Source organism: Nibrella viscosa (genome assembly GCF_039541875.1).
Classification (GTDB): Bacteria; Bacteroidota; Bacteroidia; order Cytophagales; family Spirosomataceae; genus Nibrella; species Nibrella viscosa.
Genome location: NZ_BAABHB010000005.1, coordinates 257,898 through 279,691, shown reverse-complemented (window position 1 = coordinate 279,691; position 21,794 = coordinate 257,898). Strand labels below are relative to the sequence as shown.

Genomic DNA, 21,794 nt, shown 5'->3' with positions numbered 1-21,794 from the left:
TTTGCTTAGCCGTTACTTATGTTAAAACGATTTACGCCTTACTTTCTGCTACTTACCGTACCTGTATTGTTGAACGGCCTGTACCAATCGGTTTTTGCCCAGGTCGAAAAAGCACCGGCCCGCAAGGAAGGTGACGGCCCCTACAACCGCCTGGTGATTCGGGGCGTTACGCTGATCAACAGCACGGGTGCGCCCCCCGTCGGCCCGGTCGATATTGTGGTGGAGAAAAACCGCATTACCGAGATAAAACAGGTAGGCTACCCCGGTGTGCCCGTCGACGCCCGCAACCGCCCGAATGCGGGTATCAACGGCAAAGAACTCAACTGCGAAGGCATGTACCTGATGCCGGGGTTCATTGACATGCATGGCCATATCGGCGGACAGGCGCAGGGAGCCGGTGCCGAGTACGTCTTTAAACTTTGGCTGGGGCATGGCATCACCACCATCCGCGATCCGTCCTGCGGCAACGGCCTCGACTGGGTACTCGAACACCGCGCCAAAAGCGAACGCAACGAAATTACGGCCCCGCGCATTAAAGCCTATACCGTTTTCGGGCAGAGTGCCAAAGAACCCATCTCCACGCCCGAACAGGCTCGTGCCTGGGTGCGGGAAAACGCCAAACGGGGAGCCGACGGTATCAAGTTCTTTGGCGCAGCTCCGGAGATATTCCGGGCAGCCCTGGACGAGAACAAAAAGCTGGGCCTTCGCTCGGCCTGCCACCATGCCCAACTGGAAGTGGCCCGCATGAACGTGCTGGCTACGGCCAAAGCCGGCCTGACCTCAATGGAACACTGGTACGGCCTGCCCGAAGCGCTCTTTGAAGACAAGACCATCCAGACCTACCCCGCCGATTATAATTACAACAACGAGCAGAATCGCTTTGAAGAAGCCGGCAAACTCTGGCAGCAGGCGGCCAAACCAGGTACGGAGAAGTGGAACAAGGTGCTGGATGAGCTGATTGCCCTCGACTTCACCATCGACCCGACTTTCAATATCTATGAAGCCAACCGCGAACTGATGCTGGCACGCCGGGCCGAGTGGCATGATGACTACACGCTGCCGTCGCTGTGGCGGTTTTACGGGCCTAGCCGCATTTCGCACGGCTCCTACTGGCACAACTGGGGTACCGAGCAGGAGGTGACCTGGAAACGCAACTACCAGCTCTGGATGCAGTTTATCAATGAATATAAGAACCGGGGTGGTCGCGTTACTACCGGCTCCGATTCCGGCTTCATTTACCAGCTCTACGGCTTTGCCTACATCCGCGAGCTGGAACTGCTCCGCGAAGCTGGTTTCCACCCGTTGGAGGTGATACGGGCCGCTACGCTGAAAGGGGCCGAAGCGCTGGGCATGGCCGACCAGATTGGCTCGGTAGAGGTAGGCAAGCTGGCAGATTTTGTGATTGTGGAAGAGAACCCGCTGGCCAACCTGAAAACGCTGTACGGCACCGGTGCCATCCAGTTGAACGACAAGAACGAAGTGGTGCGGGTAGGTGGCGTAAAGTATACCGTAAAAGATGGCGTAGTGTACGATGCCAGGCAACTGCTGGCCGATGTCCGCCGGATTGTAGCCGCTGCCAAGCAGAAGGAAAACTTTGAAATTACCCAGCCGGGTGTTTCGCCAAAAGCCGGTAAGGTGTCTAGTGGGCGGAATTGAGGTTAGACCGTGTAACAACTAATTTTTAATACATAACTATCGAATTAGTTAGCAGGATGAAGGCGGATTTCTTATCTTAACGGTCTAAATCTCGTCACTTCATCATCATGATTGCGCACGCACCCTTACACCTGGCTGACTTTCAGATCAGCCCCCGCACCGGCTTTTTACCCGAACTACCGGTCGAAAAGCCGGCCCGGACCAATCAGGCCTGGTACCACCTCGCCGACGACCTGCCCAAACTGCTGCCCACCGGCACTGTCCGGCAACGCATAGAGGCCCTGCCGGCGTTTGTGCCGGACAACACCCCTCCTGAGCCGGCCATGCGCATGCTCAGTTACCTGGGGCATGCCTACCTCTGGGGCGATAAAACGTATGTGCCCGACCGGCTACCCCGCAACCTGTCCGATGCCTGGGTGCAAGTCGCCCGGCAGGTGGGCCGGCCGCCGATCCTGTCATATCCCTCGTATTGCCTGTACAATTACCGGTTAATTGATCCCGCGCAGCCACCTTACCTGGAGAATGTGCAGATTAGTCAGAATTTTCTGGGAGGGGTAGATGAGGACTGGTTCATTTTGATTCACGTAGACATTGAAGCCCGGGCGGCCCAGGCCATCCGGGCTGTGCCCGGCCTGCTCGAAGCAGCCGCCCAGCACAACGGGCAGGCGGTTCGGCAGGGACTGGGTGAGGTGCTGGAAAGCCTTCGCCGGATGAATGCCACCCTGAACCGGATGCCGGAGTACTGCGATCCGTATATCTACTACACCCGCGTCCGGCCTTATATCTTCGGCACCAAAAACAACCCGGCCTTACCGCAGGGACTGATCTACGACGGCCATTACGACAATCAGCCCCAACTGTTCCGGGGCGAAACCGGTGCCCAGAGCGCCATCGTGCCCACGCTCGACGCACTGCTGGGCGTTACCCACCGCAACGACCCCCTCAAAGAATACCTGCTGGAGATGCGCAGCTACATGGTACCCGCCCACCGGCAGTTTGTCGAATATGTGGAACAGAACGCCCAAATCAGAGCCGTCGCAGCCGCCGGCAACAATGATGCTTTAAAAAGTCTGTACAACGAGTGTGTGGAAGAACTGTTCCGGTTCCGCGCCAGACACCTGGAATATGCAGCCTCCTATATTCACAAGCAGGCGCAGCAGGCCAACAACAGCAACGTGGTTGGCACCGGCGGTACGCCTTTTATGGAATACCTCGCCAAACACCGGGACGAAACCAAACTGGCTGTGTGCTAAATCAAACGGGCCGGCATCAGATGCCGGCCCGTTTGATTTAAGGCTTGTTGCTGTCTACAACCAGCCGGTTATCCCGGTTGGCGATCTCCCAGGCGGTGTAGAAAATCAGCCGGGCTGTTTTCTCGGCCAATGTAAAATCCATTTTTTCTACATCATCCGTTGGCTGGTGGTAATCTGCGTGGAGACCGTTGAAATAGAAGATGATGGGTATTTTGTGCTTGGCGAAGTTGTAGTGGTCTGAGCGGTAATAGATCCGCTCGGGATCTTTCGGGTCGTTGTACTTATAATCCAGCTCCATCTTCGCATATTGTTTATTGGTTTCTTCGCTGATGCGGTGCAGTTCCGACGACAGCTTATCCGACCCGATCACGTAGATATAGTTGTCCGATTTGCCCTGGTGCAGATCATCCACCCGGCCCACCATGTCGATATTCAGGTCGGCAACGGTGTTTTCGAGCGGCAGCACGGGGTCCATATCGGCATAGTACTGTGAGCCCAGCAGGCCTTTCTCCTCACCCGTCACTGTCAGAAACAGCATACTCCGGCGGGGGCCATGCCCATCGGCTTTCGCTTTGGCAAAGGCCTGCGCAATTTCCAGCACCGATACCGTACCGGAGCCGTCATCGTTCGCGCCATTGTTCACCTGACCGTTGGGGCTGATGCCGATATGGTCGTAGTGCGATGACACAATCACGACCTCGTCTTTTTTATCGGTGCCCTCAATAAAGCCCAGCACGTTTTCCGTCTGAACGGTTTCTTCCTTCCGCTCCGCTTTCACACTCACTTTGCCTTTCAGGCCGGCCGATACCGGCGCACCGGCTTTGGCAATCTGCTCTTTCAGCTTCTTAAACTGCTCCGGCTTCGTGTTCAGCAAAGCCGCTGCGGTCTCCTCGGCAACCAGAAATGTGCCGACGGAACCCAGTTGCTCCGTACCCGGCCGCAGCGTCAGCCGGTTGAAGCGGCCCTGTAATGCACCCCGCTGCGATACCACCTGCCGGAAGCCTTCTGCCGACTCGGCCGAGATGATAAAGACCTGCGCAGCGCCTTTGTCTTTGGCCAGCGTGGTTTTGGCCCGCCAGCTGTCAGCCGTCCCCCATTTGGAGGGCTCCGACGTGCCGCTGATCAGCGACTGACCGTTTGCTTTTTTCGGTTCACCCTCCAGCATCACAACCGCTTTGCCGGTCACGTCGAGCTTGGCGTAATCATCGTATTTACCGTCGCTGATGCCGTAGCCGACGAATACCGTTTCGTACGACGTTTCCTGCGGCACGCTCAGCAGGCCGTTAGTGATAAAGTCTTTCAGGTAAGCGAACTGCTTATTGCCGGCCTTGACATAAAAATCGCCCCAGGTTTTCCGGTACAGACTGAACGGCTGAAGGTAAGCCCCTTTTTCGCCCCCGTTTTTGACGATGGGCACCAGGTTATCGGCCGCAAACTGTCTGGCAATGTATTCGGCGGCTTTTTTCTGGCCGGGGGTACCCGTTTCGCGGCCTTCCATATCGTCAGCGGCCAGCACGCGGAGGTGCTTTTCCAGATCGGCGGCCGTAATGGTCTGGGCGTAGGGAGTCGGGTTTCCCGGCGACTGGGCCGGCAGGAGAAAGGATTGAAGTAAAAGCAGACCGGTGAGGCTGCTGGTTATGGCGTTTCGCATTACTGGTAAGTAGATAAACAGGGGATGCAATGCCCTGGTCCGGTTAGTGGTAACGAAGGTACTACTTTAGAAAGTATAGACGCCGGAAAAATGTTCCCCGGTCACCCACTGGTTAGTTATCTTGTTGGGCGCTGGGCTGCTTGTTATTAGCTCTGGCGGTTAACAGATAAGGAACGATCAGAAAGCTCAGACTACCCAGCAACAGTCCAAACCCGAACCCAACGGCGTGAAGGAACGTAGCGATAATGACGCCATTCGTTGTTGTGAAGCCGTAAAGCACCAGCACCCGGCTGGCCAGAAAGTGAAACGTACCCACACCTCCCTGCGTAGGAAGTATAATACCTCCAATAGAACTTACGGTAATTATTGTCAACGCGACGGTTGCCGGTAATGTCCTGGTGCTTTCCAGGGCTAGTAGTGACCAGTAGGTTGCCAGCCAGACCAGCGTCTGATTTAACACGGTAAGGAAAACGAATAGCCAGGGGTGGGGTAACTGCCGAATAGCTATAAACCCGGTCCACAGCCCATTTACCGCCCGGATTATTTTCTGAGCAAAGCGGTTTTGGGAAACCGTATGGGTTTGGAGTGCCTTTCGGAGCAGCCACAGACCGAGCAATCCGCCAATGGATACAAGAGCAATAAGCCACCAGCCTATTGTACCCGGACTCGCCAATGCCAGTCCGGAGAAATAGGCCTGCATACGTCGGACTTCCAGGGCAAATGTAAGTAGCAGCAACAGGCCGAGCATGAACAGATCAATAACCCGCTCCGCCACGACCGAACCAACACCCTGAGCAAAAGGAACACCATCTGTCCGTTGCAGCGTAGCGCAGCGGGCAAGTTCCCCCGAGCCCGGCACGATCATGCTGGCAATAACACCCGCCTGGAAGGCCACCGTAGCCCGAAAGGCCGTAGGTTGATAGCCTAATGCCAGCAGCACCTGCTGCCACCGCATACCCCGAATATAAAAAGTAAGCGCCATAATGAGTCCGACAGCGGCAATCCAACCGTAATTGGCCTGCCGGAACTGACCGGCGATATCAGCAACCGAAATGCCTCTAAGCGCATACGCGAGCAATACAATGGCTAACAAGGCTGGGAGTAGTCGCTGGAGGATTCGCTTCATGCAGGATTAAAATGGGCTTAAAGATAAGCCATCCCATTGATTAAATGTCAGCTATCTGTTTGGAGGAGGTAAGGTAAGTGTTTAATTTTGACAGTATTTAGGTGTGAAAAAGTTAGTGCCAAGCCATAAAAGATTAGTATTTACCACTGTATGTCCAAGTCCTCCAAGAAGAAGTCAACAGGTACTTCGGTAAAGCCAAGACCAGTCGCGGCTACTGCCGAAGCGGCTAAACTGATAAATATAAATTCAGCCAAGAAAATTGAAACGCCCAAATCTGTTACAAAAAAAGCTGAAACTGCTTATGATTTGATTCTTTTTGATAAGAAAGTTAAATGGTTTCTGACTATTTGTATTGGACTTTTCTTCTTTTTAGTGCTGGCGAAGATAAACGGATTGTCAATAGCTATATGGGATCAATATTTACCATCAGGTAACCAGCCAAATAGGACTATTTTGTACAGTACACCTAAACCTATCAGGATGGATGAATGGGCCCTATCTACACCTGGTCAAATGTCTCAATACGCAAAGAGCTTCCCCGTTAAAAACTTTACTAGCGGAGGTGAGAAAATCCAATTAACTGGTGGTCCGACAGGACATTTCTCCGTTATATTTAAACCAAATTTTTGGGGCTACTTTTTTCTGGATTTGGAGCGAGGTATTTCTTGGTACTGGAATTTTAAGGCATTCGGAATGCTGATTGCCGGAATGTTTCTATTGTTAGCCCTTACAGATAATAATTTCTGGTTATCCCTGTTCGGTTCTCTTTGGTTATATCTCTCATCAGGTACGCAATGGTGGTTTTCCATCTCGCACCCCGAAATTTTTATGAGTGGCTGCGGCCTGTTTGTATGTTTATGTATGTTCTTATACAGCCGCAATACCCGAACCATTATTATAAGCGCGCTATTGGGTATAGAGTGCCTGATGATGTTCCTGTTGCTGTTATACCCTCCTTATCAGGTTCCTTTTGGCTATTTTCTGCTCATTTGTGCTGCCGGTCTGCTCATTAGAAAAGGGGCTTGGGGGCAGATCAGGGAGAAAGGTATGGTTAAGTTGGGCACTGCGGCTGCCGGTTTGATAGTGGTAGGGCTAATTTTGTTCTTCTATTATCGAGATGCCAAAAGCACCTATGAAGTATTGGCTAATACTGTTTATCCAGGTAAGCGGAGCGAACTGGGTGGTACGGGTTTTATTGCACACTGGTTTGTCGAATTCTACTCTTGGTGGCTGACAGATACAAAACATCCACAAAACTGGCTAAACATATGCGAACTGTCACATACCCTAAACTTTATTCCAATTGTTCTGATTGGCTCGGGCTATCTGTTTGTGAAAGAAAAGAGGGTAGATTATCTGCTGATATTACTGGGAGCTTTTCTGATTTTTAACCTAATCTGGATTCTGGTTGGGTTTCCGGAGTGGCTGGCCAAAATAACCCTGTACAATACCAGTCCCACCCGACGGACTCAGATCCCGTTTGGCCTGGCCAGTGTTGTTTTTACAATTGTTTACATTGACTTTGCCGTCAAGCGTCAGCAGTTTACCAATGCTACCCTGACCGCAGTAGTAGCCGTGTTAGCGGCTGTTACCGTGTATTTTGTGAACAGCTATTTACAGGAATCGACAAATAACTTTTTCAGATTTAACCAACTGCTGGTTTCCTCTCTGCTGTTTATCATACTGAATATCCTGCTGTTTTCGGGTACTGGCATTCCGTATAAATTTTCGGCTTTTGCCGCTATCGTATTGCTGGTAATTCTGCCGAATTTTAAAGTTAACCCCGTGAATAAAGGGCTGGGAGCTATTACGGAGCATCCATTATACCAAACCGTGAGAGGGATACATCAGACAGACCCCAAGGCCAGATGGGTAGTAATCGGGAATCAATACATTTCTTACATGGTTTCGGCTACCGGCGTCGATCTGCTTAGTGGCTTGAAAGGTATCCCCGATTTTCCGACACTGCATACACTCGACCCCAGTATGAAGCAGGATTCGGCTTATAATCGCTACGCGCATACCGCTTATTATAGCTATATTGACGGCACAGGTTCAGACACGGTCGTGTTCCGGAATAACTTTGAAGATGCCTATTCGGTAGGTATTGACCCATGTTCGCCAAAGCTAAAAGCGCTGAACGTACGCTATTTCATATTCGATAAGCAGCCCCAACCTGTAGAGGTGCATTGTATGCGTTTAATTTCAACATTAGGGAGTCTTCAAATATATAAGTCCAATGATTAGCGAGTTAGATAGAGACTTTTCGGTTGAATTGAGCGTAGTTATGCCCTGCCTGAACGAAGCCGAAACACTCGCGGCCTGTATTCGGCAGATCAAGCGCACATTTGAGGCCAATCATATTCCAGGAGAGGTGATCATTGCCGATAACGGGAGCACTGATGGCTCGGTTGAGATAGCTGTGCGCGAAGGAGCCCGAGTGGTTCCAGTAAGTCAGCGTGGGTACGGAAGCGCCATAGACGGGGGCGTAAAATCGGCTTTGGGTGAGTATATAATCATGGGCGATGCCGATTCTTCCTATAATTTTGAAGAAATACCGGTATTACTGACTCAGCTTCGAAAAGGCTATGAACTTGTGATGGGCAATCGGTTTAAAGGGGGCGTTAAAAAAGGGGCTATGCCATTTCTACACCGCTATCTTGGTAATCCGGTTCTGTCGTTCTTCGGCCGGTTATTCTATAATATTCCAATAGGTGATTTTCACTGTGGCTTGCGTGGGTTTAATCGAAAAGCTTATTTAACCTGGGGGCTCAAAACTACCGGTATGGAATTTGCCAGCGAAATGGTTGTCAAAGCCGCTTTAAAAAAAGCGCATATCGCTGAGGTGCCGGTGACCCTTTCGCCGGACGGCCGTTCCCGGCCTCCGCACCTGCGGACCTGGCAGGATGGATGGCGCCATTTGCAGTTCCTGCTTATTCATAGCCCGCGCTGGCTTTTTGCCATCCCCGGCTTTTCGCTATTTGTGTTTGGGTTAATTTTAATGGTACTGGTACTGCCAAGTCCCATTCAAATCGGCCGTTTTGGGTTGGATGTGCACACGCTATTGCTCGGTATGACAATGGTTGTGGCCGGTTTTCAAGCATTATCGCTCGGAATTGTCAGCCGAATCTATGCGATAAAACTAGGAACTAAGCAGCCTAACAACTGGACTAATTTTTTTACAAACGGCCGGATCATCAACACCATGATTTTTTTAGGGGCAGGCCTGGTTTTACTAGGTTCCTTTGGCTTTGTATATAGTTTTATCCGGTGGGAAAAGCAAAGCTTTGGCGGCTTAGACCCTAGCCGAATGATTCGCGTTCTTGTGCCCTTTATGTTATCGTTCCTAATGGGCTTTCAACTGATTATTGTCAGCTTCTTTATCAGTCTGGTTAATCTGGAACGAATAAACCTTGTTCAGCAAATAGTAACCCCGGAGGCTAATTCAAGTGCAGAGAGTACTGTTTATTCTTGACAACTACTATCCACATATCGGTGGAGCCGAAAAACTATTTCAAAATCTGGCCGAAGAATTAGTCAGGCGTGGGTATAGCGTCACCGTTTTTACACCCCAAATATTACCAAGTTACAAAAAAGAAGAGATCGTTAATGGCGTACATATTGTCCGGCAGTGGGTACCTACGTTTTTACAACGCTACTTTTTTACGTTCCTAAGTATTCCGAAAGCTATAAAATTGGCCCGGCAACACGATATTATTCATACGACGGTTTATAATTCAGCGTTGCCTGCATGGGTTGCTGCAAAAGTAACAGGTACTAAGTCTATAATAACTGTTCATGAAGTCTGGGGGAAAAGTTGGTTTAGATTTGTGGGTAATAAACTCTTAGCCACTCTCTTATTTGTTTTGGAGCGTGCTGTGCTCTTTCTTCGATTCAGTAGGACGATTTGTGATTCAGATAGTACGCTAAAAGAATACAAAAAAGTAAACCCGTTGAGGGAGGTAGTAAGAATTTATCCAGGTGTAGTTTATGAGGAATTATTGGTTTCTCCAAAAACTGATCCAGAGAATGAAGATTGGAAGCGAAAAGTAGGATTCACTGCTAAAGACTTTGTTGTATTAGCCTTTGGCCGTACTGCTTTAAATAAGGGCTTCAAATATTTAGTAGAAGCAATTCCTTCCGTAATTAAGCAATTGCCTCAGGCTAAGTTTTTATTCATTTGGCCGGAGGCAGAGAACTTTATAAGTGTTCGGGATAAATTGGTTCGAAGTTTACAGGAGAATGTTAATGAGCAGAATTATAAAATTGTTGGTAAGAAAACCTGGAGTGAACTTTTAGAGTGTATTCAACTATCAGATTGTATAGTTATTCCTTCTTTATCAGAGGGGTTTGGTTATGCAGTAGTTGAGAGCTGCTGTATTGGAAAAAGAGTTATTGCGTCGGGTGTTACATCTATTCCTGAAGTGGTTGGAGGTAATTATATACTGTCTGAACCTGGGAGCTCATTGGCACTGTCTAAAGCTATCATTTCAATGAGTAAAGATTTGTATCAGGTTAAACCCAAGCCCACGCAATTTACAATAGACCGAATGATAAATGAACATTCTGAACTTTACACTAAACTAATGTCAAGTGAAGATCTACGTTAATGCTACCTTCCTTTGTTCAGAGTATCTGACAGGCCTCGCTCGTTTTGCAATAAACATTTGTCTTGAGCTAAAAAAATGTTTAAAAGACGATTTGATTATTGTTGCTCCTAATGCTGTTCCTCATTCAGATATAGCTGATAGCTTGGGGGTGAAGAGAATAGGAGTAAATAAGCATCGAGTTCTTTGGGAACAAATAGACTTGCCTTTTTATTTAAAAAGTAAAGGAAGCCCTTTATTATTAAGCTTAGGAAATACTGCACCTTTGTTGTATGACAATCAGGTTGTTTCTGTACTTGATCTTTTCTTTCAAAGAGTTGATAATGTACTTCAAGAGAATCAAAAAGCTTACTCTTGGGCAACCACACAATACTTTAAAGTTACAACGCCTATAATAATTAGCCAAGCCAAAAAAGTTATTACAATTAGTAATTATTCAAAACAAGATATTGTCAATATAATAAAGTGTGATCCTGAAAAGATAGAAATTGTTTATCCTTATTTGTCAAATTCCTTCATTCATAAAAATGAATCTTTTTACGAGAATAAGTATGGTAAGTATATACTTGGGGTTAGTGCATTAACTCCGAGGAAAAACTTTGATGGTTTAATAAAAGCTTATAAAATGGCATCTTTCTATGATACCAAGTTGGTTATAGTTGGCGCTTATGAAAAAACTATGAAAGACTACCCAATTTTTGATTTATGTAAAAACGACCCAAATATTGTTTTTACTGGGTATGTAACAGATGAAGAGTTAATTTCAATTTATAAGAATGCGCTATTTTTTGCTTATCCGTCTTTCCTTGAAGGTTTTGGCATTCCTCCCTTAGAAGCGATGGCATGCGGTTGTCCCACTTTAGTTTCAAACGTAACAAGCCTACCCGAAGTTTGTGGTGATGCAAGTGTATATGTCGATCCTTATAATGTTGAAAATATTGTTGAAGGTATGAAAAAGCTTTACAATGACAAGGTTTTAAGGGAGACCCTAGTTTTAAATGGATATAAAAGATTGCCAATTTTTGATAAAGAAAATACTATAAAAAACTTGATTGACCTACTTTCATCAGTTAATAACTAATTTTTAACAATATTTTCATCGAAAGTGAAATTGCTTTACTAACTGTAATTGGTTAGCTTGACTTATTTTTCTAATAAAAACATCTCAGGATTTTCATGAAGAATCTTTTTAATAGAATTTTTGATTCGCTTCATAGGATAATTTACACAAATGCATCCATTTTAGACCAACAAGAGTTGTGGCTAAATCCAAAGTATGGTGATGAAAAACATTTGAATCGGTTTGAGTATTCTATGTTCTCTCAACATGGTGAAGATGGTATAATCAATGAGATTTTTAGGAGAATAGGTACAACTAACAAGTTTTTTGTTGAGTTTGGGGTCGGAGATGGAAGTGAAAATAACACTGCTGCTTTACTGCTAAGTGGATGGAGAGGAGTTTGGATTGAAGGGTATAGTAAATATTATAGTATGATTATTAATAAATTTAAAGAACTAATAAAAAATAATGTATTATATGTTCGCCATAGCTTTATTACTGCTGAGAATATTGAAGAACTAATTCAATTGTATAATGACGTTCCAACCGAATTAGACCTTTTATCAATAGATATCGACGGTAATGACTTCTGGGTTTGGCAATCAATTAATATATTTAAACCTCGTGTCGTTATTGTTGAGTATAATCCCTTCTTCGGACCTAATGTAGATTGGATAATGAAATATAATCCCAATCATAGTTGGGACCATTTAACTGTATACCATGGTGCAAGTTTGAAGTCGCTACAGCTTTTAGGTGAAGAAAAAGGGTACGCTCTGGTTTGCTGCGACTTATCGGGAACAAACGCCTTTTTTGTTCGTAAGGATTTACTTTCTGATAAGTTTATTAAAGCTGACTCAACTGATTTTTTATACCAACCCTCAAGGCTTTATCTACGAAAAAGGTTTGGACATCAAAAGTCTTTTAAAGTCTTTGGTAATTTTACCTCTTATAATAGTATTTAAGTACATACTGTTAAAATTTATAATAGCTCTCTTTTAAACTCACAATTCTAAAAATAGATTGGAGTTGCCAAGTCCTTGTCCTGAAAGGCTTAAGTCAAAAGTTAAGCTTGACTTGAGCTTTGGGCTTTGTTTTCATTTTAACGTCTTCTCTTTCGCACATTTTCCCCTAACTTTGTGTTTTCTTCGGTATAGACGACTAGACTACGCTGTTTCATCTCAAACTCATGAAGTTAGATCTTCGCGCGCAGGAGGCATTTGAGAATCGCCATAATGGCCTCGATGCTTCCCAGATTGCTGACATGCTGCACACCATCGGCGCCGGCTCGGTGGATGAACTCATCGATCAGACCGTACCGGCGGCTATCCGGCTCAAAAAACCGCTCAACTTACCGGCACCCCGCTCGGAGCATCAGTTTCTGGCTGACTTCCGGAAACTGGCTCAGAAAAATAAGGTGGCCAGGTCCTACATCGGCATGGGGTACTACGATACCCTCACACCCAATGTAATTCTTCGCAATATACTCGAAAATCCGGCCTGGTATACGGCCTATACGCCATATCAGGCGGAAATTGCGCAGGGACGGCTCGAAGCGCTGCTGAATTTCCAGACCGTAGTCTCTGATCTGACGGGTATGGAATTGGCCAATGCCTCGCTGCTGGACGAGGCTACGGCCGCTGCCGAGGCTATGCACGTGCTGTACGCCATGCGTCCGGCGGCCAAGAAAAATGCGGCCGTCTTTTTTGTCTCGGAGCTGTGCCACCCGCAAACCATTGATGTGCTGCGTACCCGCGCTACTCCGCTGGACATTGAACTGCTGATTGGCGATCACCGCACAGTAGACCTGACCAATCCCGGCATTTTTGGTGCGCTGCTCCAGTACCCGGCGACCAATGGTGAGGTCTTTAACTATACCGATTTGATCTCCGCAGCCCACGAACTGGGTATTCACGTAGCCGTAGCGGCCGACCTGCTTAGCCTTACGCTGCTGACCCCGCCCGGCGAAATGGGAGCCGATGTGGTGGTTGGCTCGGCGCAGCGGTTTGGCGTGCCGATGGGCTTTGGGGGGCCGCACGCGGCTTTTTTTGCCACCCGCGATGCCTTTAAGCGGCAGATACCCGGCCGGATTATTGGCGTGTCGGTGGATGCAGAAGGTAAACCGGCGCTGCGGATGGCCCTGCAAACGCGGGAACAGCACATTCGTCGGGAGAAAGCCACGTCTAATATTTGTACCGCCCAGGTTTTACTGGCGGTGATGGCGAGCAGCTATGCGGTGTACCACGGCCCCAACGGGCTGCGGACCATTGCCGGGCGGGTACATGGCCTCACCAGGCTGTTTGCCAAGGTACTCGAATTGAACGGCGTTGAAATCCTGAATAAAACATATTTCGATACGCTGACCGTCCGGGTAAGTGATGTAACGGCCTTGCGGAAATCGGCGCGGGCGGCTCTGGTCAACTTGCGGTACTTTGACAATGATTGCGTGGGCGTGTCGTTCGACGAGGCTAAGACTCTGAATGATGTGGTGGAGTTGATGGATGTCTTCGGCATCTCGTGCGCCGATCTGGATATTCTCATCGACAGCCTGGAACTGGACCTGCCGCAGGGGCTGCTCCGCACATCCGATTACATGACGCATCCGGTCTTCAATCAGTACGATACCGAACACGAGATGCTGCGGTACCTGAAGTCGCTGGAGGAGAAAGACCTCTCGCTGGTGCATTCCATGATTCCGCTGGGTAGCTGTACCATGAAGCTCAACGCCACCGCCGAAATGATTCCGGTGACGTGGCCGGAGTTCGGGCGGCTGCACCCGTTTGCCCCCAAAGAGCAGACCGAAGGCTATCAGCAGCTGTTTAAAGACCTCAGCGCCTGGCTGAGCGAGATCACCGGCTTTGCCGATGTGTCGCTGCAACCCAACTCCGGTGCCCAGGGCGAATATGCCGGGCTGATGGTGATCCGGGCCTACCACGAAAGCCGGGGCGAGCATCACCGGAATGTGGCCCTGATTCCGTCGTCGGCGCACGGTACCAACCCGGCCAGTGCTGTAATGGCCGGAATGAAGGTAGTTATTGTGAAATGCGATGAGCGGGGCAATATTGATGTAGCAGACCTGAAAGCCAAGGCCGGGCAATACAGCAGCGATCTCTCGTGCCTGATGGTTACCTACCCCTCCACCCACGGCGTGTTTGAGGAGAGCATCAACGAGATCTGCGATATAATCCACCAGCATGGCGGGCAGGTGTACATGGATGGTGCCAACATGAACGCCCAGGTTGGGCTGACCAGTCCGGCGACTATCGGGGCCGATGTCTGCCACCTGAACCTGCACAAGACGTTTTGCATTCCGCACGGTGGTGGTGGTCCGGGTATGGGACCCATCGGCGTAGCGGCTCATCTGGTGCCGTTCCTGCCGGGCCATGCCGTGGTAGAACTGGGCAGTGAGCAGGCAATCCATGCGGTGTCGGCGGCTCCTTACGGGAGCGCCAGCATCCTGACGATCTCATACGCCTACATTGCCATGATGGGTGCGGAGGGGCTGACCAATGCGACCCGCATCGCTATTCTGAACGCTAATTACATTAAGGCGCGGCTGGACGGTCATTACGAGGTGCTGTATACCGGTACTAACAACCGCTGTGCCCACGAGATGATTATTGACTGCCGTCCGTTCAAGCTGTCGGCGGGTGTTGAGGTAGAAGATATTGCCAAGCGGCTGATGGACTATGGTTTCCATGCACCGACGGTCTCCTTCCCGGTAGCCGGTACGATGATGATTGAGCCCACCGAATCGGAGTCGAAGGAAGAACTCGATCGTTTCTGCGATGCCCTGCTGAGCATCCGCGACGAAATCCGCGAGATCGAAGAAGGACAGGCCGACAAAGCTAATAATGTGCTGAAGAACGCCCCGCACACGGCCACCGTGGCCTTATCAGATAGCTGGGACCGGCCGTATAGCCGCGAAAAAGCGGTATTCCCGCTGCCCTATGTAAAGGCCCGCAAGTTCTGGCCGAGCGTCAGCCGCATCGACAACGCTTACGGCGACCGTAATCTGGTCTGCTCCTGCGTGCCGGTAGAGGCCTACGAAGAAGCGGTACATACGGAAGCGACGAGTTTGTAAGTGGGCATTGTGTAGCTCGTTCGCGATACAATTGCGGACGAGCTACCGCCCTGTTACATCCGTTGAACTCGGCACCGCTTCCGGCTGCTGCGGGGTAGAGGCATCATTCATGGCAAATGGCGTGAACCGCAGGATAATGTAACCAATAATTCCGGCAATGGCCGAAGCCGTCAGCACCGTTATTTTGGAGCTTTTAATGAAGATTGGGTTATCAAAGGCCAGAATGGCGATGAATATAGACATGGTAAAGCCGATACCGCTCAGGAAGCCGGCCCCAACAATATGCCGCCAGCCGACAAATTCCGGCAGCGATCCAATCCGGAACTGAACCGCCAGCCAGGTCATCAGCACAATACCTACGGGCTTACCCACCAGCAATCCCAGCAGGATACCCTGACTATCGGGGGTAGATAAACTCTGCACAAACGGCGATTGTAGAATGATGCCCGTATTGGCCAGCGCAAACAGTGGCAGAATAAACAGGTTAACCGGTTTGTGAAGACGATGCTCCAGCCGGATCAGCGGGGAGTGCTGATAGCCCCGGCCCAGGGGGACGGTAAGCGCCAGCAATACCCCGGCCACGGTGGCATGAACCCCGGATTCCAGCATAAAGAACCACAGCAGAACGCCCAGCCACAAAAACGGTTTAAAGCTTTTTGGCCGAAGCCGGTTCAGAAAGATCAGGACGCCCAGCACCGCCATCGCGGCCAGAAAGAAGGGCAGCGAGAATGATTTGGAGTAGAATAAGGCAATCACTGCAATGGCTCCCAGGTCGTCGATCACCGCCAGGGCCATCAGGAAAATTTTCAGGCCGAACGGTACGCGGGAGCCGAGCAGAGACAAAATGCCCAGGGCAAAAGCAATATCGGTGGCCATCGGAATACCGGTACCGGGCGAGGTGGGCAGCCCATAGTTAACCCAGGCGTACAGACCGGCCGGTACCGCCATACCGCCTACTGCCGCCATTAGTGGCAAGAGGGCACTGCGAGGCTTCGAGAGCTCGCCCAGCCGCATCTCCCGCTTGATCTCCAGACCCACCAGCAGGAAGAAAACCGCCATCAGGGCATCGTTGATCCAGTGGGAGACAGATTCGACCAGCTCAAACGTACCTGCCTGAAAACCAAATTTTGTCTCCCAGAATGCCAGGTAGGGTTCCGAAAAAACAGAGTTCGCCAGAAAGAGTGAAGTAGCCGTACAAATAATCAGGATAATACCCGCTGCCTGACCACTTTTCAGCAGTTCACTAAATATTTTTCTCCGCTGTTTTCTTGCCGGCATGGATTGGTTGCTTGGTTAACTGGTTGATTGGTTAACTGGTAGAATGGGGAATTGGTTAAAAAGTCCACCAATTTCCCCATCAACGAATTCACCAATTCTCCGAACAACTAATCAGCCAGCTCCGCCAAAACAGTAACGCCCCCTTTGGTTTTTTCACCGATGCTGACTTTAACCTCGGCATCCAGCGGCAGAAAAACGTCGATGCGGGAGCCGAACTTGATAAAGCCCAGTTCGGTGCCCTGCTCTACGGTTTGCCCTTCCTTCACATACCAGACGATCCGGCGGGCCACAGCCCCGGCAATCTGCCGGAGCAGTACCTCAACGCCGTTGGCCAGTTGCAGCACAATAGTGGTGCGCTCGTTTTCGGTGCTGGATTTCGGATGCCACGCCACCAGATATTTGCCCGGAAAATACTTGAAGTAACGAACAGTACCGCTAACGGGGTTGAAGTTGACATGCACGTTCAGCGGAGACATAAAAATGGAAACCTGCCGGCGCGGACTCTTGAAATACTCGCCTTCATTTGTTTCTTCAATCACCACCACCGTACCATCGGCCGGGGCAATAACCTGTCTTTCGTGGCGGGTCAGGGTTCGGTGGGGTACGCGGAAAAACTGTACAATCAGGCCGAAAACAAGTAGGCTCACAATTAGGGAAAGAAGCATTGTGACCGTATTCGGAAACCAGTACAGATAGCCGACTACGTTGAAAGCCAGCAAAAAGACGGCCGTAATCAGAATAATGATGTACCCTTCGCGATGGATGTGCATATGCTACGTTGACGTTTGTACGAAATTAAACCGGGTGCGCACACCGGGTGACGAACCGGGTAAAACTACTAAACAAACCGGAAACACCCCAAATCTGTTTATGCGCTCTACCCCGTCCGGCAACCCCGTGTGCGACACCCGATACGTTTGTCGATGATGTAAGAATTAATAGCCGCCCCGGTACTTATACGTACTGGCAACCTTGTCGATAGCCACAATGTATGCCGCCAGCCGCATTGAGACCTGGTATTTTTTCGAGGTCTCAAACACGCGGTCAAACGCATCCTTCATGATACGGTCGGCCCGGCGGTTGATGCGATCAAGATTCCATTTATACCCGATGCGGTTCTGCACCCATTCGAAGTACGATACGGTTACCCCGCCGGCATTGGCCAGGATATCGGGTACTACCAGAATACCCTTGCCGTTGATGATCTCGTCGGCACTGGCCGAAGTAGGGCCGTTGGCACCTTCCACAATCATGCGAGCCTGAATAGAGGCTGCATTATCCTGGTTGATAACATCCTCCTTAGCCGCCGGCACCAGCACATCGACCGGCAATGACAGCAGTTCTTCGTTCGAGATGCGTTCTGCTCCGTTGAAGCCCTCCAGCGATCCGTTGTTAGCACTCCGGTAAGTCATGGCGGCCGTAATATCGATACCCCGGTCGTTGTAGTAGCCGCCCGAAATATCGCTGATGGCCTGCACCGTTACCCCCCGCTCCTGAAGCAGATCGGCCGCGTGCATACCCACATTGCCAAATCCCTGAATAGCGGCCGAAGTCCGGTAGGGGTTCATCCGAAGTTTGTCCATAGCCGACAGCGCTGCCACGGTAACGCCCCGGCCGGTCGCTTCGGTACGGCCCAGCGAGCCGCCCAATACCAGCGGTTTACCCGTTACCACGCTGTTGACGGTCATGCCCTTAGCTTTTGAGTATTCATCCATGAGCCAGGCCATTTCGCGTGGGCCGGTACCCATATCCGGGGCCGGAATATCTTTGTCGGGGCCAAACACATCCAGCATCGCCACCGTATACTGCCGCATCAGCCGTTCCATTTCGCCCACCGACATCTCGCGGGGGTTGCAGGCAATTCCGCCTTTAGCACCCCCGTATGGAATGTCAACCACTGCGCATTTCCAGGTCATCCAGGCAGCCAACGCCCGCACCTCGTCGAGGTGAACGCCCGGATCAAACCGGATACCCCCTTTGGCGGGGCCGAGAATGTTGGAGTGGATAACACGGTAACCCTCAAATACTTTAATTTCCCCACTGTCCATCGTAATGGGCAGTCCCACGATTACCTGGCGGGCGGGGACCTTCAAAATGTGATACATTTCTTCGGTGATGCCCAGCAGCCGGGCGGCTGCGTCAAAGCGGGACATCATCGATTCAAGCGGATTCTCCTTATCTTTAATTGGAGCTGGTTCTATATATGCCATACCCATAATTATGTCCTTTCAATTACTCGTCGATGAAGTGCAGCGCAAACTTAACAAAACAAAAACGTCAAAGCTAAAGAACTATTTTTTCTACATATTGTCTAATTTTTAAGCCTCTGCTGATTTCTTTTGATATACGTCGTATCTCAAAATAGTATAATTGCAGATAGGCATTTTACCAAACAAAAATTGGTAAAATATAAAAAAGACAGTTTACTAAATTTTCAAAAATTGTCCTAAGCGGTCCACCTTTAATGGTGTATTAATTGAAAAGAACTATAAACGTGCTTACTTTTGTTTTTTAGTTAATAAACAACCGCCTTTCACTTTAACCAACTCTGTTCTCTATGTTGATGGAAGAGAAAAAAAGGTACTCGGAAGAAGAGCTGAAGGAATTTGAGGCACTTATCAATCTCAAGCTGGAAGCTACCCGTAACGAGTTGAATTACATCAAGGAAGCCCTGAGTAAACGGAACGACAGCGGTACGGACAACACCTCCGGGAACTCCAAGCTGCTGGAAGATGGGGCCGACAGCAGCGAACGTGAGAACTTGAGTCAGTTGGCGGGTCGCCTGCAAAAGTTTATTACGCAACTGGAGGCCGCTCTGGTACGCATCAAAAATGGCACATATGGTATCTGCATTGATACCGGTAAGCTGATTCCGAAAGAGCGCCTGCGTGCTGTACCGCACACCCAACAAACGATTGAGGCCAAATTGAAAAAAGGAAGTTAACGCATCACTCGGAAAACATGACCGAAAGGCTGCCCCCAGAGGCAGCCTTTTTTGTTGGTTCCTCATGGCTATAGCCCTTAACCTCCTTTACAACCCGCTGGTCTCTACCGCTAGGGAAAAACTTCTACAATGCTGTAACCAAACAGCAACTGCAAACAGGCAGCTTGCGTACAAACCGAACGCCTTTTGTTGCGATATGGCTATATACTTTACGATAAATGTTTATAAATTAGAGATTTATCATTTACCTATGATGAATAATGCCATAAACTCAATTTGGCAAACAAAATGGATGAATTTTTGTAAACAATATACTGTGCTCACTAATTATGGCAACCATGTTAGAGAAATTAGACGAAATACGGGAGAATATTTTTCGGTACCTCGAAGCCCGGATTGAACTCTTCAAACTGGAGACGCGCAGCAAGGTTGAAGAAGGTGCCGTTACGGGCACATATTTTATGGGGCTGGCCTTTCTGTCGCTCATTACCGTCATATTTATTTTTTCGCTACTGGCCGCTTTTCTAAACTATGTCCTCGATAGCCGTTACCTGGGCTTTCTGATCGTTGCCGGATTGTTTATGATTCTGACAGCAGTCTGGTTTTTTGCCAGAAAAGGCATCGAAAACTGGATTCGGAATACGGCATACAAAGCAATAAAGGCCCGGCAGGAGCATAAAGCAGAAGAGAAATCGGAGGCTATTCGCGAATTGATGGACCAGACACGTGCCTCCATGCAGGAGAGCGGACGAAGTTGGGAGCAGGAGCAGCAGCGGCCAGGTATACACTAACGCAAAGGATTCCTTTCACAAATGAATTTTTTACTAATTTAGACCTGCAAAATCAATGCAAGACCCGAACATACCTTTTGCTGATACCTCAGCCAGAAGGGCTCAGTTGCAGGAAGCAACCGAGCAGTATAAGTCGTCGATCGAAGACAATGTACAGTCGTTGAAAGGCGATGCCAAAGAAGTAGGTAAAACAGTTGCTTTTGTGGCCGGTGTTGGTTTGGCCGTTTTTCTGATCGCCGACGCTATTCTGCCGAAGTCTGACGAGTACCGATATGCCGACAAATATGGCGAACTCGACGAGGATGATGAAGACTACGATGCTGAGAATCATACAAATGCCGTAGGTGAGCACGAAGACGAAGATGCCAGACACATAAAACCGAAGTCGAAAAAGCAATTGACCAAAGAGTTGAACGAGCAACCCAGAAAATCGGCCCTGATCGGTATGCTGGGTGGTCTGGTCACTTCTATCCTAACGAATCTGGCTAAGCAGCAGGCTTCGGAATTTTTATCGCGTTTACGTCAGACTAATGCAACCAACCCATCCGCATCATCTTCAACAGGGTACCGGGGCTCCTCACCGGGTTCTGGATACACTAATTCATACTAAGCAACTTGGTAAAAAAGCGTATGCCGTCTTGCTCGATCCCGATAAGGTCGAGCAAGACTCGTTTATAGAGCTGCTCACCCGGACAAGGCAATACAACGTCGATTTTTTTCTGGTGGGAGGGAGCCTTATCACTAATTATGCTCACCGCCGGCTTATCGATACTATCCGGCAGCATACGCAAACGCCAACTATTCTGTTTCCGGGAAATTGCCTCCATATCGAGCCTGGCGCCGACGGTATTCTGCTGTTGTCGCTTATTTCCGGCCGCAATCCTGAGTTTTTGATTGGCCAGCACGTAATTGCGGCTCCCTTACTAAAAAGCAGCGGCCTTGAAATTTTACCAACGGGTTATATGCTGGTTGATAGTGGAGCCCAGACCACCGTTTCGTATATCAGCAACACCACGCCGTTACCGCACGATAAACCCAGCGTGGCCGCCTGCACGGCCATGGCCGGCGAAATGCTGGGATTGAAGCTTATTTATCTGGATGCCGGTAGCGGAGCCCGCCGGCCGGTGTCTCCGCAGATGATTGCGGCCGTTCGTCAGGCCGTCGACATACCCATTATCGTAGGAGGGGGGATCAACACCGCCGAAAAAGCCCATGCGGCTCTCCAGGCCGGGGCCGACCTGATCGTTGTCGGTAACGCCATTGAACAGGACCCCGACTTTTTACCGGAGCTGGCAACGGTTGTTCACGCATACAATCAGGTAGCGGTTTAGGTATAAAAGATAA

At 49.4% G+C, this 21,794-nt stretch carries 17 protein-coding genes; 12 read left to right on the top strand and 5 right to left on the bottom strand.

Going from position 1 to position 21,794, the window contains the following annotated elements:
• Window positions 1-18 precede the first annotated feature (18 nt).
• Together ABD931_RS14985 and ABD931_RS14980 are read left to right on the top strand one after the other, a co-directional pair.
• Entirely contained in the window at window positions 19-1,656 is a 1,638-nt protein-coding gene (locus ABD931_RS14985) for an amidohydrolase family protein (protein WP_345268474.1), read from the top strand.
• 107 nt (window positions 1,657-1,763) lie between these two features.
• Window positions 1,764-2,909, top strand: a complete 1,146-nt coding sequence (locus tag ABD931_RS14980) for a PrnB family protein (RefSeq protein WP_345268472.1) — start codon at window positions 1,764-1,766, stop codon at window positions 2,907-2,909.
• Window positions 2,910-2,946: 37 nt separating this feature from the next.
• On the opposite strand, the gene ABD931_RS14975 is transcribed toward ABD931_RS14980, so the two are convergent.
• Both ABD931_RS14975 and ABD931_RS14970 read right to left on the bottom strand, forming a co-directional pair.
• Window positions 2,947-4,560, bottom strand: coding sequence for a M28 family peptidase (locus ABD931_RS14975; protein ID WP_345268470.1), 1,614 nt, complete (start codon window positions 4,558-4,560; stop codon window positions 2,947-2,949).
• Between the two features lie 112 nt (window positions 4,561-4,672).
• Entirely contained in the window at window positions 4,673-5,686 is a 1,014-nt protein-coding gene (locus tag ABD931_RS14970) for a lysylphosphatidylglycerol synthase transmembrane domain-containing protein (protein WP_345268468.1), read from the bottom strand.
• Window positions 5,687-5,836: 150 nt separating this feature from the next.
• Between ABD931_RS14970 and ABD931_RS14965 the strand changes: the two genes are divergently transcribed.
• From ABD931_RS14965 to gcvP, 6 genes are all read left to right on the top strand, one after another.
• On the top strand, window positions 5,837-7,933 hold the full coding sequence (locus tag ABD931_RS14965) for a DUF7657 domain-containing protein (RefSeq protein ID WP_345268466.1): 2,097 nt from the start codon (window positions 5,837-5,839) through the stop codon (window positions 7,931-7,933).
• On the top strand, window positions 7,926-9,161 hold the full coding sequence (locus ABD931_RS14960) for a glycosyltransferase family 2 protein (RefSeq protein WP_345268464.1): 1,236 nt from the start codon (window positions 7,926-7,928) through the stop codon (window positions 9,159-9,161). Before ABD931_RS14965 ends, ABD931_RS14960 begins: the two co-directional genes overlap by 8 nt.
• The gene (locus ABD931_RS14955) at window positions 9,136-10,296 is read left to right on the top strand and encodes a glycosyltransferase family 4 protein (RefSeq protein ID WP_345268463.1); all 1,161 of its coding nucleotides are present in this window, start codon (window positions 9,136-9,138) and stop codon (window positions 10,294-10,296) included. Before ABD931_RS14960 ends, ABD931_RS14955 begins: the two co-directional genes overlap by 26 nt.
• Complete coding sequence (locus tag ABD931_RS14950; RefSeq protein WP_345268461.1) at window positions 10,280-11,374, top strand: glycosyltransferase family 4 protein; 1,095 nt, start codon at window positions 10,280-10,282, stop codon at window positions 11,372-11,374. Before ABD931_RS14955 ends, ABD931_RS14950 begins: the two co-directional genes overlap by 17 nt.
• A 95-nt stretch (window positions 11,375-11,469) precedes the next feature.
• Window positions 11,470-12,318, top strand: a complete 849-nt coding sequence (locus tag ABD931_RS14945; protein WP_345268459.1) for a hypothetical protein — start codon at window positions 11,470-11,472, stop codon at window positions 12,316-12,318.
• Window positions 12,319-12,542: 224 nt separating this feature from the next.
• Window positions 12,543-15,437, top strand: coding sequence for an aminomethyl-transferring glycine dehydrogenase (gene gcvP / locus ABD931_RS14940; protein ID WP_345268457.1), 2,895 nt, complete (start codon window positions 12,543-12,545; stop codon window positions 15,435-15,437).
• Between the two features lie 42 nt (window positions 15,438-15,479).
• Here gcvP and nhaA read toward each other — a convergent pair whose 3' ends face one another.
• The 3 genes from nhaA to ABD931_RS14925 form a co-directional block, all read right to left on the bottom strand.
• Complete coding sequence (nhaA, locus tag ABD931_RS14935) at window positions 15,480-16,715, bottom strand: Na+/H+ antiporter NhaA (RefSeq protein WP_345268455.1); 1,236 nt, start codon at window positions 16,713-16,715, stop codon at window positions 15,480-15,482.
• A gap of 107 nt (window positions 16,716-16,822) precedes the next feature.
• Window positions 16,823-17,485 (bottom strand): phosphatidylserine decarboxylase family protein, encoded by a 663-nt coding sequence (locus ABD931_RS14930; RefSeq protein WP_345268453.1) that lies wholly within the window; start codon window positions 17,483-17,485, stop codon window positions 16,823-16,825.
• Between the two features lie 165 nt (window positions 17,486-17,650).
• A complete protein-coding gene (locus ABD931_RS14925; protein ID WP_345268451.1) occupies window positions 17,651-18,925 on the bottom strand; it encodes a Glu/Leu/Phe/Val family dehydrogenase in 1,275 nt (424 codons plus the stop codon).
• A gap of 347 nt (window positions 18,926-19,272) precedes the next feature.
• On the opposite strand from ABD931_RS14925, the gene ABD931_RS14920 reads away from it, so the two are divergent.
• The 4 genes from ABD931_RS14920 (at window position 19,273) to ABD931_RS14905 (ending at window position 21,781) form a co-directional block, all read left to right on the top strand.
• Window positions 19,273-19,659 (top strand): TraR/DksA family transcriptional regulator, encoded by a 387-nt coding sequence (locus ABD931_RS14920; RefSeq protein WP_345268449.1) that lies wholly within the window; start codon window positions 19,273-19,275, stop codon window positions 19,657-19,659.
• 329 nt (window positions 19,660-19,988) lie between these two features.
• Window positions 19,989-20,450, top strand: a complete 462-nt coding sequence (locus tag ABD931_RS14915; RefSeq protein WP_345268447.1) for a phage holin family protein — start codon at window positions 19,989-19,991, stop codon at window positions 20,448-20,450.
• A gap of 55 nt (window positions 20,451-20,505) precedes the next feature.
• Window positions 20,506-21,060 (top strand): hypothetical protein, encoded by a 555-nt coding sequence (locus ABD931_RS14910; protein ID WP_345268445.1) that lies wholly within the window; start codon window positions 20,506-20,508, stop codon window positions 21,058-21,060.
• Window positions 20,981-21,781, top strand: a complete 801-nt coding sequence (locus ABD931_RS14905) for a phosphoglycerol geranylgeranyltransferase (protein WP_345268443.1) — start codon at window positions 20,981-20,983, stop codon at window positions 21,779-21,781. Before ABD931_RS14910 ends, ABD931_RS14905 begins: the two co-directional genes overlap by 80 nt.
• Window positions 21,782-21,794 lie beyond the last annotated feature (13 nt).

Bases quoted from the DNA above. Each gene is read 5' to 3' on its own strand.
- ABD931_RS14975 (WP_345268470.1), bottom strand. From the start codon at position 4,560: ATGCGAAACGCCATAACCAGCAGCCTCACCGGTCTGCTTTTACTTCAA.
- ABD931_RS14925 (WP_345268451.1), bottom strand. From the start codon at position 18,925: ATGGCATATATAGAACCAGCTCCAATTAAAGATAAGGAGAATCCGCTT.
- gcvP (WP_345268457.1), top strand. From the start codon at position 12,543: ATGAAGTTAGATCTTCGCGCGCAGGAGGCATTTGAGAATCGCCATAAT.
- ABD931_RS14945 (WP_345268459.1), top strand. From the start codon at position 11,470: ATGAAGAATCTTTTTAATAGAATTTTTGATTCGCTTCATAGGATAATT.
- ABD931_RS14980 (WP_345268472.1), top strand. From the start codon at position 1,764: ATGATTGCGCACGCACCCTTACACCTGGCTGACTTTCAGATCAGCCCC.
- nhaA (WP_345268455.1), bottom strand. From the start codon at position 16,715: ATGCCGGCAAGAAAACAGCGGAGAAAAATATTTAGTGAACTGCTGAAA.
- ABD931_RS14905 (WP_345268443.1), top strand. From the start codon at position 20,981: ATGCAACCAACCCATCCGCATCATCTTCAACAGGGTACCGGGGCTCCT.
- ABD931_RS14910 (WP_345268445.1), top strand. From the start codon at position 20,506: ATGCAAGACCCGAACATACCTTTTGCTGATACCTCAGCCAGAAGGGCT.
- ABD931_RS14970 (WP_345268468.1), bottom strand. From the start codon at position 5,686: ATGAAGCGAATCCTCCAGCGACTACTCCCAGCCTTGTTAGCCATTGTA.
- ABD931_RS14965 (WP_345268466.1), top strand. From the start codon at position 5,837: ATGTCCAAGTCCTCCAAGAAGAAGTCAACAGGTACTTCGGTAAAGCCA.
- ABD931_RS14985 (WP_345268474.1), top strand. From the start codon at position 19: ATGTTAAAACGATTTACGCCTTACTTTCTGCTACTTACCGTACCTGTA.
- ABD931_RS14960 (WP_345268464.1), top strand. From the start codon at position 7,926: ATGATTAGCGAGTTAGATAGAGACTTTTCGGTTGAATTGAGCGTAGTT.
- ABD931_RS14930 (WP_345268453.1), bottom strand. From the start codon at position 17,485: ATGCACATCCATCGCGAAGGGTACATCATTATTCTGATTACGGCCGTC.
- ABD931_RS14920 (WP_345268449.1), top strand. From the start codon at position 19,273: ATGTTGATGGAAGAGAAAAAAAGGTACTCGGAAGAAGAGCTGAAGGAA.
- ABD931_RS14915 (WP_345268447.1), top strand. From the start codon at position 19,989: ATGGCAACCATGTTAGAGAAATTAGACGAAATACGGGAGAATATTTTT.